Source organism: Flavobacterium sp. (assembly GCF_043780635.1).
Classification (GTDB): Bacteria; Bacteroidota; Bacteroidia; order Flavobacteriales; family Flavobacteriaceae; genus Flavobacterium.
Genome location: NZ_JAYWCK010000027.1, coordinates 1 through 16,856 on the forward strand (window position 1 = coordinate 1; position 16,856 = coordinate 16,856).

The window sequence follows — 16,856 nt, forward strand, 5'->3', positions numbered from 1 at the left end:
AAATGCAGTTCCGTTAGTCACAGGTGGAGCAGGAACAGGTAAAACTATTAAAATAGCCGGGTTATCAACTAACGCCACAATGATTTCAGACCAAAACGGAACCGGCGTAACTGTCACACAATTCACAAATTATTAAAAATACAAATATGAAACTAATAGCACAAACATACGTGTCACCTTTGTTGAACCAAGGCACATCGGAACTTACTGGAAACTGTTTAAAGAGCATTATTATTTAGATCTCGCACACCCACCTGCAGCGGAGTATTTTGTGGGAGTTGTCGATGGTGAACTTGTGGCACACCTTGCCGTTTGTCCAATGTTTACCGCTAATGCATACCGAGCCACACGTTTAGTTGTTATGCCGGAGTGGCAAGGAGCCGGTGTAGGAACCGCCTTTTTAAATGAGGTTATGCAATACCACCTTGAAGGTAACGGCCGATGTCAACGAAAGTACCACACGTTCTTTCATACTTCGCACCCGCAATTGTGCGGTTACCTTCGAAATGCTGACGTTTGGAAACAAACAAATGCCATTCTTTATGGTGCGAATAAATCAAGGAGTAACGCCAGTATAACGAAAACAGGCAAAAAAGGCACCATAACCGGGTGCGGCTACGGTGGCCACTTCAGAGCCGTACAAAGTTTTAAATATTTAGGAAAATGAAAAAATTAAGAGTTTTTATAAGCGGTCAGAAGTATTTTGGCCAAGAAGTATTCAGGTTATGCAATGAGCTGCCGTTTGTTGAGATTGTAGGCGTTTGTACTCCGCTTGATGATAAGTGTATGACTAAAATGGCGCATACGTTTAACGTTCCTATTGTTGCCGGTGGCACGCTCAGAGAGGACACGTTACCCGATAATGTTGACTTAGGTATAACTGCGCACTCTTTTGATTATATTGGCGTAAAGACCCGATTTAAGACTAAGTTTGGTTGGATAGGTTACCATCCAAGTTTGTTACCCAGGCATCGTGGCCGGTCTTCCATTGAGTGGGCGGTTCGTATGCGTGACGCAATAACTGGCGGCACGGTGTTTTGGCTCAACGCAGGGATTGACAGAGGCGATATCGCTTATCAGGATATTTGCTTTATTGACCCAAAGATGTACGGCATGGAGCCTAAAAAGGCGGCAAAGCTGCTATGGGAACATGAACTGCAAGCGATGGGGCTAAAACTGTTAGAGCAAGCGCTCACGGATATTAATAACGGTGTTGTTATTAAGAGGCCGCAGCGTAAAGAGTTTAGCACGTTTGAACCTAATGCGGACGTTAAGGATGTGTTTAAACCTGATTTGTTGATGCTAGAGCAATACAGCTCCGCAAGTAAAGAGAAAAGCCCCAGTTAGGGGCTTTTTAAGTATTGTTTAAATACTGATTAAATATTTTATATTTGCCACGAAACTGCATGATTCATTTTGGATTTATGCATGTTTCATTTTTTCGATTATAAGTTATAATGAATTTGCCAAAATAAAACCACTTGTCCATGCATTTTGAAAGTTAAAACCACCAGTGACAGCATCAATATTTACGATTTCCCCAGCAAAAAAGAGGTTCTCGTGCAGTTTGCTTTCCATTGTTTTGAAGTTGATTTCCTTTAAATCAATGCCGCCAGCAGTCACGAATTCTTCCTTGAAAGTGCTTTTTCCATTGACTTGAAAACAGCAATTAGTCAATTGATTCGCCAAATGTTGTAGTTGAACCTTTGTCAAATCAGCCCATTTGGTTTCCTCTTGAATATTGGACGTCAGAACCAGACTTTCCCAAAGTCGATTCGGAAAGTCAAAAGGAGACTTTTTGGAAACCGCTTTCTTGGCATTTTCCTGTTTTAAATCTTTGAGGATTTTTTCGGCATCATCAGTTTCAATGTCATTGAGCCAATTGACGAATATAGTAAATTGGTAATTTTTTTCGAATAATATCCTTGCGCCCCAAGCCGACAATTTCAAAATCGCAGGGCCACTCATTCCCCAATGCGTTATTAACAAAGGACCTGTTGAGGTTAGTTTTGTATCTTTTACTTTTACACTTACTTCTGCTGAAACTCCTGGCAATTCCTTTATTCTCGGATCTTTAATATTGAAAGTAAATAAAGAAGGAACAGGATTTACAATCGCGTGACCAAAAGTTTGTAACATTTCCCATATTTTAGGATTGCTTCCAGTCGCAAGAATTAATTTTTCGGTGATGTAATTTTCCTTCTGGGTTTCAATTTTCCAAAGATTGTCTTTTTTGAAAATGGATTGTACGCTTTGTCCGGTCAAAACTGTAATTCCCAATTTTTGAGTTGCTTTTAGAAAACAATCAATGATGGTTTGCGAAGAATTCGAGACAGGAAACATACGACCGTCATCCTCGATTTTGAGTTCCACGCCATGATTGCTGAACCATTCAACAGTATCGCCAGAGCAAAATTGATGAAAAGGACCACGTAATTCTTTTTCGCCTCGTGGATAAAATTTTACTAATTCGTTTGGTTCAAAACAGGCGTGGGTCACGTTGCATCTTCCGCCACCAGAGATTCTGACTTTTGTTAATACTTCGCTCCCTCGTTCGAGAATAGCTATTTTTAGCTTCGGATTTTTCTCCACAATATTAATTGCAGTGAAAAATCCAGCTGCACCTCCACCTACAATTATAATATCGAAATTCTGGTTCATAATTTATCTGGAAAATTCGAAATAATTCCGTTTACGTTGTATGATTTTATTTTTTGAATGGCATCTTCAGTGTTCACTGTCCAAGGTAAGATCTCGAAACCATTTTCTTGCATCAAAGCTACATTTTCTTTAGATAATAATGCATATTCGGGATGAATAGAAAAGGCTTTTACTTTTTTGGCGAAAGCCCAAGCCTCTTCAATAGATTCTTCTGTTAAAACTCCAATTCGAATTTTTGGATTCAAAATATGAAATTCTTCCAGCATATTCCAATCGAAACTTGATACAAGAAAATCGTTAATCTCCCATTTTTCATCTAAAATGTAATGATTTATCAGGTCGTTTACTGGTTTGGCGGTCCCAATTCCTTTGAGTTCAATATTGATGAAGCAACGTCGGTGTACTAAATCAAAAACTTCAATCAATGTTGGAATTTCTTGATTTTTACCTGAATGAAATTTTTTTAATTCTTTTAAAGTAAAATCTTTAACTGCACCTTTTCCGTTGGTGGTTCGGTCAATCGTCTCATCGTGTATTACAATTAATTCACCATCCGAACTCAAATGCACATCGAGTTCAATACCGTCAGTTTTCAATTCAATTGCTTTTTCAAATGAAATTAAGGTGTTTTCAGGTTCATAACCTGATGCTCCACGATGTCCAATTTTCTTCATTTGCTGGGTTTTTGAATACAAAAAAAAGCAAAATATTCAAGTTAAGTCTTTTATATGATTTTTATTTCTTTAAAAAGATATAGCTATTTAAAAAAAGTCGGATATTTACCTAAGATTTTTAAAAAAATAACTCTTTAAATTTAAAATTACATTTATGAAAAAAACCATTTTATCATTCCTGTTAACGGGTATGTTGGTAAGTTCAAGTTTTGCACAACTGCCAAAATTTGTTACATCAGTTGAAGGTATTAAAGAATATTCTTTGCCAAACGGGCTTAAAATTCTTTTAATTCCAGATGCAGCACAATCTAATGTTGTTGTAAATATTGTTTATAATGTGGGTTCAAGAAATGAAGGTTATGGAGAAACCGGTATGGCGCATTTATTAGAACATATGTTGTTTAAACGTTCCTCTAAGTTTAGTGAAATAAAAAAAGCAATTGCAGATAAAGGGGCTGAGGCAAACGGAACGACTTTTTATGACAGAACAAATTATTATGAAATTCTTCCTGCGACGGATGAAAACCTGACATGGGCTTTGGATATGGAAGCGGACAGGATGATTACTTCAGCTATTTTGCAATCAGATCTGGATAAAGAATTTTCTGTTGTTCGAAATGAGTTCGAAATAGGAGAAAATAACCCATCAGGGATTCTTCGGGAAAGGGTATTTTCTTCAGCCTATCTTTGGCATAATTACGGAAATTCAACCATTGGAAGTAAAGAAGATATCGAAAGAGTAAAAGCAAGTTCGCTTAAAAACTTCTACAAAAAATATTATCAGCCCAATAATGCAACATTAATTGTTGGTGGAAAATTTGATGAAAAGAAAACATTGGATTTGATTGCAAAATATTTTGCTATGATTCCAAAATCTAAACAAATTATCGAACCAACATATACAGTTGAACCAGCACAAGATGGGGAACGATTTATAGAATTAAAAAGAAATGGAGATATGCAGTATGTGGCAATGGCGTATCACACTCCCAGTTTTTCGGATAAAGAAAATGCCGCAAACACCGCTTTGATTTCAATTCTAACTAACAATCCTTCTGGCGCTTTGTACAAAGCATTGATAGAAACGAAATTTGCAACTAATGTTTATGGGTATAGTATTACTCTAAAAGACCCAGGGTTAGGTTATTTTGCGTGTGAAATCCCAAAAGATAAAGATTTAAAAACAGCTCAGGATGCTTTTCTACAAACTATGAATGAGGTACCAAAAATGTCGTTTACGGAAGATGATTTGAAAAGAGCCAAAAACGAATTGTTAAAACAATTTGAAAACACTTATAATAAAACAATCGACTTATCAATTGCATTGACTGAAGATATTGCTGCCGGAGATTGGCGTTTATTCTTTATTGATAGGGATAATGTTGAAAAATTAACAGTTGCCGATATTCAAAATGTTGCCAAAAAATATTATTTGCAAAGCAATAGAACTTGGGGAAGATTTGTTCCCGAGAATAATGCAGAACGGGTAAAAGTAAGCGATACACCTGATATTGCAGTTTTGACAAATGGATATAAAGGCAAAACTTTAGAAGCAAATAAGGCCACTTTCGAAACTTCGGTTGCCAATATTTTAAAAACTACTGAAATGGGGAAATTAGCTTCCGGAGGGCAATATGCATTACTGGAAAAACCATCAAAAGGAGACAAAATTAACGCCCGGTTTTTATTGCGAATGGGCGACGAAAAGTCACTGGAAGGCAAAAGTTTAATTGCGAATTTAACTGCCCAAATGCTTAAATTAGGCACAAAAACAAGAACTAAAAAAGATATAAACGATCAGTTGGATCAATATAAAACTACTATAAATGTTCAAGGGAATGTTGATGGATTGTATATTGGTCTAAACACGGATAAAAATAATCTAAATAATGCTTTGGTACTTCTTAAAGATATTTTGAGAAACCCAATATTTGACGCCTCCGAATTTGAAAAATTGAAATTGGAAATGAAAAGTGGGTTGGAAGCTAATAAAAGTGAACCTCAGGCATTAGTAAGCGAGGCAATCGAAAAGCAAACCGCTTTGTATCCAAAATCACACCCCTACTATTCACAAACTTCCGATGAAAAATTAGCTGAATTAAGTACAATTACTTTGGATGATATAAAAAAATATTACAATGATTTTTACAATGGCAACAGCAGCAAAATTGCTTTTGTTGGAGGATTAGACAAGAAAATTATCAAAACTTTTTTAACCGAAACATTTGATAACTGGAATACTAAATTTACTTATACTAGGATTCCAACTCAATATTTTGAAGTTAATGCCTTTAATAATACTATCCAAGTTAATGACAAAACCAATGCTATTGTTTTAGGGAAAGTCAACTTGAATATTGGAATGAACGAACCGGATTATCCAGCAGTTGAAATTGCAAATGAATTGTTAGGAGGAGGAGCTTTTATGTCATCCAGAATTCCAAAACGATTACGCGAAGCTGAAGGAATGAGTTATGGTGCGGGATCTTTTGTTTCAGGAAATGGAATTGATAAAAATGGAGATTGGGGAGTTTACGCCTTTTTTAATCCATTGTTTAAAGATAAATTGGACAGCGCTTTGAAAGAAGAAATTCAAAAAGCGTCGGATAAAGGTTTTACAAAAGAGGAATTCGATGCAGTAGTAAAATCTTGGTTACAACAACGTCAGACAACTCTTGGAACAGATGAGTTTCTAGCCCGGCAACTTAGAGAATATTTAGATCAGAATAAGTCATTTAAAGAATACTCTGATTATGAAAATAAAGTAAAAGCTTTGGATGCGGCTAAGGTAAATGCAGCTATGAAAAAGTATTTTGATTTGCAAAAATTTGTCTTGATTTACGCTGGCGATTTTACTAAAAAATAAGATTTAATGAATTAAACAAATAAGGCTGTTTGAAAGAACAGCCTTATTTTTTTGTAAAAATCAAAAAATGGATACTTACAACTTTTCCAATAATACTATGTCAAAATCAGTGTCAATACTAACTTTTCCATTGATAACGACAGTTTCTTTTCCGGAATAAGCATCTTTTAATTTTGTTCCATCCTTGAAAATGCTTCCCGCCAAAATTTCTTTTTGTCCTTTTGGTAAATCCAGTCCAATAACTACGTTATCCGTATAATTATCTTTACTGAAAGTTCGGCTAAAAACATAAGGACTGGCCAAAATTTCTTGGTGAATTCCAGCTCCAATAGCTGGATGATTTTTTCTAAAATTACCCAGTTTTTGCCAATGCAAAAGCACTTTTTGAGTTTCGGGATTGGTTTTTATTTCGTTCCAATTCATCATCGAACGCAAGGTTGCGTCTCCTGTAGTTCCAGGAATGTCTAACGTACGAGCACTTTCGTCCCCATAATAAACTTGCGAAATTCCTGGGGTGAGCAATAATTTTGTACCGCTTTCGAATGTTTTTTCACGTTTCTTGTCATACGGAGAGCTGTCATCGTGAGAAGAAACGTAGTTCATTACCGTATTTCCCTTTAAGTCATTTTGAAGAATTGTGTTATATTTTGAAAACAAAGGTTCATAATTCAACTTGGCCTCATTTCTAAAATCAAAATTGATTAATCCCGTAAAACCATTTTCAAAATAGTTTACTTTTTTGTCTCCAAAATCAAATAGTTTTTTTGCTCCAATGTTGTAACCATAAACTTCGCCAACCGTGAAAAAGGCATTGTTGTCCAATATTTTTTTAGGATTGTTTTTTTTAAAATCGGCAAATGCGCCATCACATACTTTCTTGAAATCTGCCCAAACATCTTCATATGTGTGTTTCGCTGTATCTACGCGATAGCCATCAATTCCGTAATCGGTGATGTAATCCGATAACCATTTCATAATATAATATTTTGGCGCACGAGGATAACTGGTTTTGGCGAAAAACGCATCTAGTTCGGCTACTTCTTGTTCATAACGACCTTCTTTTTTCCATTTTTCAATCAAGAAAGGAGGCAAAGCTACAGCCTCATTGCTTTCTGTTTTTACATCTGGAAGATTCTCAACCAAAGTGCAATTAATATAAGTGTCATAGGATTTGTAAGTGCATTTTGGAGTCGTTCTCACCCAATCATTCGGATATGCAGGATCTTCACCGGTAACGGGTCCAGTATGATTGATAACAGCATCCAATAAAACTCGAATCCCTTTTGCGTGTGCTTTTTGTACCAATTCAGCCAAGTCCTTTTTAGTTCCAAAACTAGGATCTAAAGTAGTCCAATCTCTTGCCCAATAGCCGTGAAAAGCATAGGTAAAGCCAGTTCCTTCATTGACTCCATCGTGAATTTGTTCAACAACCGGTGTCATCCAAAGGGCAGTTATTCCCAGTTTTTCAAAATAGCCTTCATCCAGTTTTTGAATCACACCTCGAATATCGCCGCCTTCAAAACCCCGCAATTTTGCCGCTGCTTTATTTCTATTGTAAGTTTGATCGTTCGTTTTGTCTCCGTTGTTGAATCTGTCAATTAAAAGAAAATACACATTGGCATTTTCCCAAACAAAAGGAGTTTTGGATGCTGTTTTTGCTGTTTTTGTTGAGGAACAACTTGTGAAAAGCATAGAAAGTAATGCTATTGAAAATAAAAGGTTTTTTTTCATTTTATAATTGAATTTTGATTTCGACTTCAGTTCCTTTTTTCCAAAAAACTGGAATCTCTATGTTGTTTTTAACGGTTTTGAAAGCAATGGTTTTTCCGTTTATGACCACTGAATTTGGTTTTATATTATGGATAATCAAATTTATATTTTTATCCAAAGATTGAAAGTTTTTTCCAATTTCCGAATTCATTTTGATAACAGCCGTTTTGTTATTGATATTACCATTGAAATTCAATATTTCAAATTCTCCCTTTTCAAATGCGTTTGCCGTTGTGCCGTCGTCATTGTATATTTTTCCTTTGCTTTGTCTCGTTTTCGCATCAAAATAAAAATGCAAATCAAAGCTTTCCAACGAATATTTCGATGTATTCTGGATGGTTTTTATCATTGGAATAAAAGCGCCACCTCGAACAAAAACAGGAATATGGTCTTCAACAACGGCAATTGTCGAAGTCGTTCCTGCTAATTGCTCAGCATCCGAATAGAAATCAAACCAGTTGTTGTTTTTTGGAAAATATACAGAAGTTGAAGTTACTCCAGGTTTTGTAATTGGTGTAACCAAAAAGTCATTTCCCCATAAATAAGTTTCGCAAACTGTATAAAGGTTTTTGTTTTCTGGTTCTTCAAAAAACAACGGACGCATTAATGGTGTTCCTTTTTGATTGTTTTCAAATGCCAAAGTATAATTATATGGCATTAATTGATAACGCAATTCCACTTGAATTTTTGCTTTAGCTTTAGTTACAATGTCTTTATAAACGGGTTCTGCAGCAACATCTTCATGTGCGTGTGGACGAAAGATAGGATTGAAAACGCCGTATTGCAACCAACGAATGTACAATTCATTGTCGAAATAATCTCCTGCAAAACCACCTAAATCCGAGTGCATATACCCCATTCCTTGCATTCCCATTTGCAATGCAATTTCGGTTTGTGGTTGTAATCCGCCCCAACTTCTACTTACATCACCTGACCAAGGTATCATTCCATAACGTTGCGAACCTGAATATCCAGCGCGCATTAATATAAACGGACGCTGATTTGAAAAGTCTTTTTTGTAACCATCAGCAATTAATTTTGCCCAATTGTGCCCATAAACATTATGAACTTCATCGGCTTTTCCTCCGACAGTTATGGCTTCTGATGGAAATACTTCTGGTTCACCCAAATCGCCCCAAAGACCTCCAACGCCCTGATTAATCAGGTTTTTATAAATATTCCAAAACCATTCTTTTCCTTCGGGTTTAAAAATGTCGATGATTCCCGTGTTTCCAAAATAGAAATCATAGGTAAATGCCTTTCCATTTTTATCTGTTGCCACTACTTTTTTATCAACAGCTTCCTGCCATTTCTTGGAGGTTGTAAGTACAAAAGGTTCAGTAATGAGAACGGTTTTTATGCCTTTCGTATTTAAATCGGCAATCATTTTCGTTGGATTTTGAAATTTGTCTTTGTCCCAATCCAAATTTCCCATTGTTCCTTGAATAGTTTTTCCAAACCAATACAAATCGAGAATTATTGCATCGACAGGGATTTTATCTTCTTCGAATTTCTTGATGGTTTTCTCGACTTCTTCCTGAGAGTGATAGCCAAAACGGCTGGAGAAATTGCCCAAAGTCCACCGAGCTGGTAAAGGTTGTCTTCCGGTTAAATCGGTGTAACTTGAAATCAAATCCGTCCAGGAATCACCCACAATTACTTGATATGTTTTTCTGCCGGAAATGGTCTCATAAGCCAAAGTATTGTCTTTTTTGCTGTCTAAATCCAAATAGCCAATAGCGGAATTATCGAAATGAACGGCGTACATTTTCGAGGACAAAACCATTGGAATAGTAAAATTCATTAACTCTGAATGGCTTTGATATCCATAATGCGCTCTGTTATATAAAGCTAATTTATGGCCACGACGATTCATTCCCAAAGCACGAGCACCGCCACCATACAAAACTTCATCAGGCGAAATGTTGAATTGAATTACTTCGGTTGAATCCGCTTTTATGTTGCCCTTTACATTTTCTAACGGAATATGTTTTTGCTTGAAATAACCTTCTTTTTCAGAAAATAAAAGTTTTTGTTGGTTGAAATAAGAAATTTGAAAAGGAGATTTTTGAATAGAAACCACGATTCCAGAAGTTGAAAACTTTATTAAATTTGGTTTTTCAGAAATCTTTGCAATTCCTTTTTTTGGAACTAAAACGACTGCTTCTGAAATAGGGTTGAAGGTTTGCTTCACCGATTCGCTGTCGCTCGGGTCTCCTTTTGGAATAAAAGAGGTTTCCACAATTTTATCCGAATAGTCTTTGATGATGTATTGACCATCGGAAGTTTTTATTTCTAAAGAGTTGTTGACTTTTTTGAAACTTTCGAATTTCCTGTTAGCATTTTGTGCAAAAGAAAGGGAAGTTATAAATAGTAAGAAAAATAATTTTTTCATAGTTGTATTTTAAAACCTGTTGGGTTTGTTGTGATTATTTCAATTCCAATATCAAAACTGATTTTGCATCCATAGTAATTTCTTTAGTCACGTCAATTATTTTGTCTGTTATGACGTCTTTTCCAGTTTTATAATTCCCGATGTTTTCTTTGAAACGATTCGTTTTAAGAGTTTTGGTTTCATTGCTATTGTTGAACAGAACCATCACGCTTTGCTCCGCCAGTTCGCTAACGCTCGGGTCAGTAGCATTGTATCTGAAATAGACATAGGTATTGTTTTCTGGAATATAATGCGTCATTTTCCCGAAATGAACCGCCGATTTTGTTTTTCTCCAATTGAATAACTTGGAGGTAAAATCAAAATATTCGTTTTGCCCTTGTGTTCTTCCTTCTTTGGTAAAAGCATTATTGGTATCGCCTTCCCATCCGCCTGGAAAATCTTGACGAACATCGGCATCGCCTTTGTCTTTATTTCCTGCCATCCCAATTTCGGAGCCATAATAAGTTTGTGGGATTCCTCTAACGGTGGCTAACAATGCCATCGCCATTTTGTATTTTCTAATGTCGTTGTTATAAACGTGATTTACTCTTTGGGTGTCGTGATTTTCGGCAAAAATCAGTAAATTGTTTACGTTTGGATAAAGAAAGTCATTGGCAAAATTGTTGTAAACTCGTATCATTCCTGTTTCCCAATTACCATCTTCGTTAAATATAGTCAAAAGATCATCGGATAAAATGAAATCCATTACACTGGGTAAATAGGAATTGAAATTTTGAATTTTACCTATTGGGCTGTCTTTTTGCCAATACGAAAGTTGGGCTTGATCCCGCATCGAAATTTCCCCAACGATATTGAAATTCGGGTATTCATCGGTTATGGCTTTGGTCCATTTTGCAATAGCACTTGGTTCTGCATAATTATAAGTGTCCACTCTAAAGCCATCCAAATTGGCGTATTCAATCCACCAAATCGCATTTTGGGTAAGATAATTCAAAACCAAAGGATTTCTTTGATTCAAATCGGGCATTGAAGGTACAAACCAGCCATCGAAACATATTTTGGTATCTATTTTTGAGGCGTTGATATCGTGAACAAGGGTTCTTTTATGATTGGTTTGGGTGTAATTTTCAAATTGGTTAATCCAGTCGTGAGTGGGTAGATCTTTTATCATCCAATGTTCTTTTCCCCAATGATTCGTCACATAATCCAGCACCAATTTCATTTTCATTTTGTGCATTTCTGAAGATAATCGCAAATAATCTTCATTGGTTCCGTAACGAGGATCAATTTTGTAAACGTCAGATTGTCCATAGGTATGATAGGAATATGCTTCGTCATTATCCTCGCAAAGTGGAGTGCTCCAAATAGTTGTCGCACCTAGTTCCTTAATATAATCTAAATGATTGATGATGCCTTGAATGTCTCCACCGTGTCTTCCTCCGGGTAAATCACGATTGAATTTTTCTAAAGTAGAATCGCTGGAATCATTATTTTTTTTACCATTTGAGAAACGGTCCGGCATCAATAAATATATCATGTCCGAGGCATCGTAACTTTTCCGTTGTGCCGAGTTATCTCTTCTCTTTTTCAGAGAATAATTTTGGGTAAATGCTTTTTTATTGCTGTCTTTGAAAGTGAAAATACAGTCGGATGCCTTAACATTTTTGGTGTTAATAGTAACGAAAAGATAATTGGAATTTTCGGTTCTTTTTATGTCTGTAATTTTAATCGGATTGGAAACAGTAACCTGAAATTGTGCAATGTTTTTTCCGTAAAACATAATTTGCACTTCAGGATTGTTCATTCCGGCATACCAAAATGGAGGTTCTATTCTTTCGATTTGTGCAAACATAGTTGAAGTTGTAAAAATAAAGAGTAAAATTATTTTTTTCATTTGACAAATAATTAAATTTTCCAACAATTTTTATTTAAACAAATAAGGCAAAAAAGGTAATTTAAGAAAAACTTAAATGAACTTAAATGCCTTATTAAATTGGATTTTAAACTGTTACTAAAATATTTGGTTCAACCAAAACAGCATTACCATTAACAAAAACTGTCAAACCATTAGTTCCTTCAAGCGAGAATTGAGTTTTTTTGTGATTGATTACTACTTTCAAAATCTGGTTTCTGAAATTAATTTTAAAGGAATAACCTGTCCATTCTTTTGGAATTTTTGGAGAAAAATGAAGTGCATCGTTTTTCACTCGCATTCCACCAAAACCTTCTACAATACTCATCCAGGTCCCTGCCATTGACGTAATGTGACAGCCTTCTTCCACTTCTTTGTTGTAATCATCCAAGTCCAATCTGGAAGTCCTTAAATAGAAAGTGTAAGCCATATCCATTTTGTCCAATTTTGCAGCTTGAATAGAGTGTACACAAGGTGAAAGCGAACTTTCGTGAACGGTAAAGGGTTCGTAAAAATCGAAATGTTTTTCTAATTGTTCTTTGGTAAAATGATCTTCAAAGAAATAAAAACCTTGTAAAGTATCGGCTTGTTTGATGTAAGGCGAACGCAAAACTCTGTCCCAAGACCATTTTTGGTTGATTGGTCGTTGGCTTTTGTCCAAATCTTTTACCAAAATTAAATCTTTATCTAAGAAGCCGTCTTGTTGCAAATAGATTCCCAATTCTTCGGAAAATGGAAAGTACATATTGCCGGAAACTTTTTTCCAATCTTGCAATTCAGCATCCGATAATTTTACTTTTTCGATGATGCGTTTGTGGTCTGATGGATACTCCAAAGACACTTTTTGAATTTGCTCGTGTGTGTAATCAATACACCATTTTGCAATATAATTAGTGTAGAAATTATTGTTTACGTTGTTTTCGTATTCGTTTGGACCAGTAACTCCCAAGATTACGTATTGGTTTTTATCTTTCGAAAAATTAGCTCTTTGATGCCAAAAACGGGCAATTCCGATTAATACTTCCAAACCTTTTTCAGGAATATAGGAGTAATCACCAGTGAAACGATGGTAATTAAAAATTGCAAAAGCAATCGCTCCATTTCTATGGATTTCTTCGTGCGTGATTTCCCATTCGTTATGACATTCTTCACCATTCATCGTCACCATTGGATACAATGCCGCTCCGTTTTTAAAACCAAGATTATTCTGGGCGTTTTCAATCGCTTTGTCTAATTGATTGAAACGATAGGTCAATAAATTTCTCGCCACTTGCTGGTCTTTGGTCGCCATATAAAACGGAATACAATAGGCTTCGGTGTCCCAATACGTGGAACCGCCGTATTTTTCGCCAGTGAACCCTTTTGGACCAATGTTCAAACGAGAATCTTTACCGGAATACGTTTGGTTCAATTGAAATATATTGAATCGAATACCTTGTTGTGCTTTTACGTCACCATCAATAGTAATGTCTGACATTTCCCAAATTTTTGCCCAAGCTGTAATTTGTTCTGCTAATAATAAGTCATATCCTTTTGCCAAAGCAGCTTTGATTACTTTTTCAGCGCCGGAAAGTGTGTTTTCGTGATTTAAGGAAACCGTATAACCACCTATTTTTTGAATGGATGATGTTGCATCTTTAGCTATGGAAACAGAATAAGTGAATTCAACTTTATCCTTGGTTGCTGAAACAAGTTCAGGTAAAATATCTAGTTTTTTACCGTTTTCCAGGATGCTGTTTTCCATAAAAGTCGTCACCTTGAAATGAGTTTTGAAAGTTTGAGCCGTAACAAAAGCTTCGTTTTCGTGGTCTTTTGTTTCCAAAGGTTCCCAGAATTTTTCTTCCCAGTTTGCATCTTCATTTGTTACACCTGCATCAATATAAGGTTTGTAAACTATTTGCGCTTCCTTGTTTAAAGGCGTGATTTCGTAATTTATAACGCCAACTTCATCTAAATCCATACAAAGGAAACGACGAATATTAACCGCAACTTCAGTTCCGTTTTGCAAAGTAGCTTCAAAAGAACGGTTGTACCAACCTTCTTTCATATTCAATTCGCGACGGAAATTTTTTACTGCCGTACAAGCATTCAAATCAAGACTTTCGCCGTTGATTTCAATTTCAATTCCTATCCAGTTTGGAGCATTTAATACTTTGGCAAAATATTTTGGATAACCATTTTTCCACCAGCCCACTTTAGTTTTATCGGGATAATAAATTCCTGCGATATAACTTCCTTGGAAAGTTTCTCCTGAATAATTTTCTTCAAAATTAGCACGTTGTCCCATAGCACCGTTGCCAATGCTGAAAAGACTTTCGGACGATTTCACACTCTCAACATCAAATCCCTCTTCAATGATGGACCAATTGTCTGCTTTTATATAATCTTGGTTCATTCTTTCTGTTTTCTATTCGTTTATTATCCTTTAATCAAATCATCGATAAAACTTTTATCAATATGCGTAAAATCTTTAAATATGTATTTTGCTTCGTGCAATGTTGATGCTTCGCCAATTCCTACGCTCATCATTCCGCCGATATTAGCGGCCTGAATTCCCGCTACCGAATCTTCAAAAACTATCGAATCTTCGGGTTTTGTATTCAATAATTTTGCTGCAAGCAAAAAGACTTCGGGATCAGGTTTTGCATTCGAAACATCATTTCCGTCAACAATAGCGTCAAAATACTCTAGTGTTCCCGTCTTTTCGAGAATAGGTCTGGCGTTTTTACTTGCCGAACCCAATGCAATTAATTGATTCTTTTCTTTCAAATATTTTAAAACTGGCATAACACCAGGCAGGATTTCGCTTTCGTCCATATCGACTAAATAGGACAAATAATTTTCGTTTTTCTCAAAAAGCCATTTGTTTTTGTCTTCTTGAGAAGCTTCCACTCTTCCTAATCCTAAAATAATATCAAGTGAGCGAACGCGACTCACACCTTTTAATAATTCGTTATGTTCGTGTGTAAATTCGATTCCTAATTGATTGGCAATTTTAAGCCAAGCCAAATAATGGTATTTCGCCGTATCGACAATTACGCCGTCAAGGTCGAATATAAATGCTTTTGTATTCATTAATTTTAATAATTTATTTAGCTGTTGAGATATTTTCTTTGACAAAAAATACTGCCAGTCCGGCAATCAGCATTGAAACTCCTGCGATTACAATAATTGCCATTGGAAAACCTCCAAACAAAGCAATGATTGTACTGCCTAATACTCCAGCCGCGATTTGCGGAATGGTAATGGTTGCATTAAACAATCCCATGTAAACGCCCATTTTGTCTGCAGGTAATGAACCGGAAAGCATAGCATAAGGCATTGCCAATATTGCGGCCCAAGCCAATCCTACTCCGGAAATCGAAAGTAACAAAATAGTTTTGTCGTGTACAAAATACATCGAAGCCAATCCAATCCCTCCCATTAAAAGAGAAAAACTATAGGTTTTCTTTCTGCCGATTGATTTTGCAATTGACGGGATGAGTAATGAGAATAGCGCTGCAACGGCACTATAAAAAGCAAACATTACACCTGTCCAGTCTCCGGCTTCGTTAAAACCAATTGATTTTGGATCCAATGCTTCTGCTCCCCATACCTGATTGGCAATGGCTCTTGTGGTGTATACCCACATTAAAAATAAAGCAAACCAAGAAAAGAACTGTACAATTCCCAATTGCCAAAAGATTTTTGGAGCGTTAGAAATCAATTTCAAAATGCTTGTTTTTTCGGTTACAGTTGCAGATTCTAAGTCAATGTCATTGTATAGAGCGTGTTCTTTAGGAGCATATTCTTTGGTTCTAAAAGCAGTCCAAAGAACGGTTATCAACAAAATAGCTCCTCCAATATAGAAAGACCATATTACTGACGCCGCTACTTTCTCACCAGCAGCAGGGACATTTGCAACTCCTGCTTTGGCAAGAATCCAAGGCAATAAGGAACCAAATACAGCTCCAAAATTGATTAAGGCACTTTGCAAGGAATAGCCAAGGTTTTTCTGTTCATCATTTACCATATCGCCTACAAGGGCTCTAAAGGGTTGCATGGTGACATTAAATGAAGTGTCCATTAAAAGAAGCATCACGGCACCAAAAATTAATGGTGGTAACAGATAGGTAAAGTATTCCGCATTTGGCATAAAAAACATCGCCAAAGCCGAAACAATTGCACCAAAAAAGATAAATGGAATTCTTCGACCAAGACGCGTCCATGTTTTATCGCTTGAAAGACCAATGATGGGCTGAACAATTAAACCTGCAAGAGGTGCTGCCAACCAAAAATAACCTATGCTGTGAACATCGGCACCAAGGGCTTCCAATATTCTGCTGGTATTACCATTTTGTAGTGAATATCCAATCTGTACTCCCAGGAATCCAAAGCTTAGATTCCAGATTTGCCAAAAACTTAATTTGGGTTTTTTCATTATCGTATATTGTTTTAAATGTACGATAAGCGCCTTGCTTATCAAAACTTAACTTATTTTTCGAAGTAAAAGTAAAAGTTTTGAATTGTGTAAATATATAAAAGAATTTAAATATTTAATATTTATAATTTATAATAAATAAAATTACTAGTTACTAC

The 16,856-nt window shown here is 35.9% G+C and carries 11 protein-coding genes; 3 read left to right on the forward strand and 8 right to left on the reverse strand.

Annotation, left to right across the window (positions count from 1 at the left end):
* The first annotated feature begins 214 nt into the window (after window positions 1-214).
* Window positions 215-667, forward strand: coding sequence for a GNAT family N-acetyltransferase (locus tag ACH2BV_RS02165; protein WP_395049008.1), 453 nt, complete (start codon window positions 215-217; stop codon window positions 665-667).
* A complete protein-coding gene (locus ACH2BV_RS02170; protein WP_395048968.1) occupies window positions 664-1,347 on the forward strand; it encodes a formyltransferase family protein in 684 nt (227 codons plus the stop codon). The genes ACH2BV_RS02165 and ACH2BV_RS02170 overlap by 4 nt, the downstream gene beginning before the upstream one ends.
* A gap of 105 nt (window positions 1,348-1,452) precedes the next feature.
* Here ACH2BV_RS02170 and ACH2BV_RS02175 read toward each other — a convergent pair whose 3' ends face one another.
* A complete protein-coding gene (locus tag ACH2BV_RS02175; protein ID WP_395048970.1) occupies window positions 1,453-2,661 on the reverse strand; it encodes an NAD(P)/FAD-dependent oxidoreductase in 1,209 nt (402 codons plus the stop codon).
* On the reverse strand, window positions 2,658-3,335 hold the full coding sequence (locus tag ACH2BV_RS02180; RefSeq protein ID WP_395048971.1) for a glycerophosphodiester phosphodiesterase: 678 nt from the start codon (window positions 3,333-3,335) through the stop codon (window positions 2,658-2,660). The genes ACH2BV_RS02175 and ACH2BV_RS02180 overlap by 4 nt, the downstream gene beginning before the upstream one ends.
* Window positions 3,336-3,489: 154 nt before the next feature.
* Between ACH2BV_RS02180 and ACH2BV_RS02185 the strand changes: the two genes are divergently transcribed.
* A complete protein-coding gene (locus ACH2BV_RS02185; protein ID WP_395048972.1) occupies window positions 3,490-6,201 on the forward strand; it encodes a M16 family metallopeptidase in 2,712 nt (903 codons plus the stop codon).
* A gap of 75 nt (window positions 6,202-6,276) precedes the next feature.
* Here ACH2BV_RS02185 and ACH2BV_RS02190 read toward each other — a convergent pair whose 3' ends face one another.
* The 6 genes from ACH2BV_RS02190 to ACH2BV_RS02215 all read right to left on the reverse strand — a co-directional run bounded on the left by ACH2BV_RS02190 (window position 6,277) and on the right by ACH2BV_RS02215 (window position 16,698).
* Window positions 6,277-7,932 (reverse strand): alpha-amylase family glycosyl hydrolase, encoded by a 1,656-nt coding sequence (locus ACH2BV_RS02190; protein ID WP_395048973.1) that lies wholly within the window; start codon window positions 7,930-7,932, stop codon window positions 6,277-6,279.
* 1 nt (window position 7,933) lies between these two features.
* The gene (locus ACH2BV_RS02195) at window positions 7,934-10,366 is read right to left on the reverse strand and encodes a TIM-barrel domain-containing protein (RefSeq protein WP_395048975.1); all 2,433 of its coding nucleotides are present in this window, start codon (window positions 10,364-10,366) and stop codon (window positions 7,934-7,936) included.
* Window positions 10,367-10,400: 34 nt separating this feature from the next.
* A complete protein-coding gene (locus ACH2BV_RS02200; protein ID WP_395048976.1) occupies window positions 10,401-12,260 on the reverse strand; it encodes a glycoside hydrolase family 13 protein in 1,860 nt (619 codons plus the stop codon).
* Between the two features lie 106 nt (window positions 12,261-12,366).
* Window positions 12,367-14,673, reverse strand: a complete 2,307-nt coding sequence (locus tag ACH2BV_RS02205; RefSeq protein WP_395048977.1) for a glycoside hydrolase family 65 protein — start codon at window positions 14,671-14,673, stop codon at window positions 12,367-12,369.
* A gap of 23 nt (window positions 14,674-14,696) precedes the next feature.
* Window positions 14,697-15,353 carry a beta-phosphoglucomutase gene (gene pgmB, locus ACH2BV_RS02210; RefSeq protein WP_395048978.1) on the reverse strand — a complete coding sequence of 219 codons (657 nt, stop codon included), beginning with the start codon at window positions 15,351-15,353 and terminating at the stop codon, window positions 14,697-14,699.
* Window positions 15,354-15,366: 13 nt separating this feature from the next.
* On the reverse strand, window positions 15,367-16,698 hold the full coding sequence (locus ACH2BV_RS02215) for an MFS transporter (RefSeq protein ID WP_395048979.1): 1,332 nt from the start codon (window positions 16,696-16,698) through the stop codon (window positions 15,367-15,369).
* Between the last annotated feature and the right edge of the window lie 158 nt (window positions 16,699-16,856).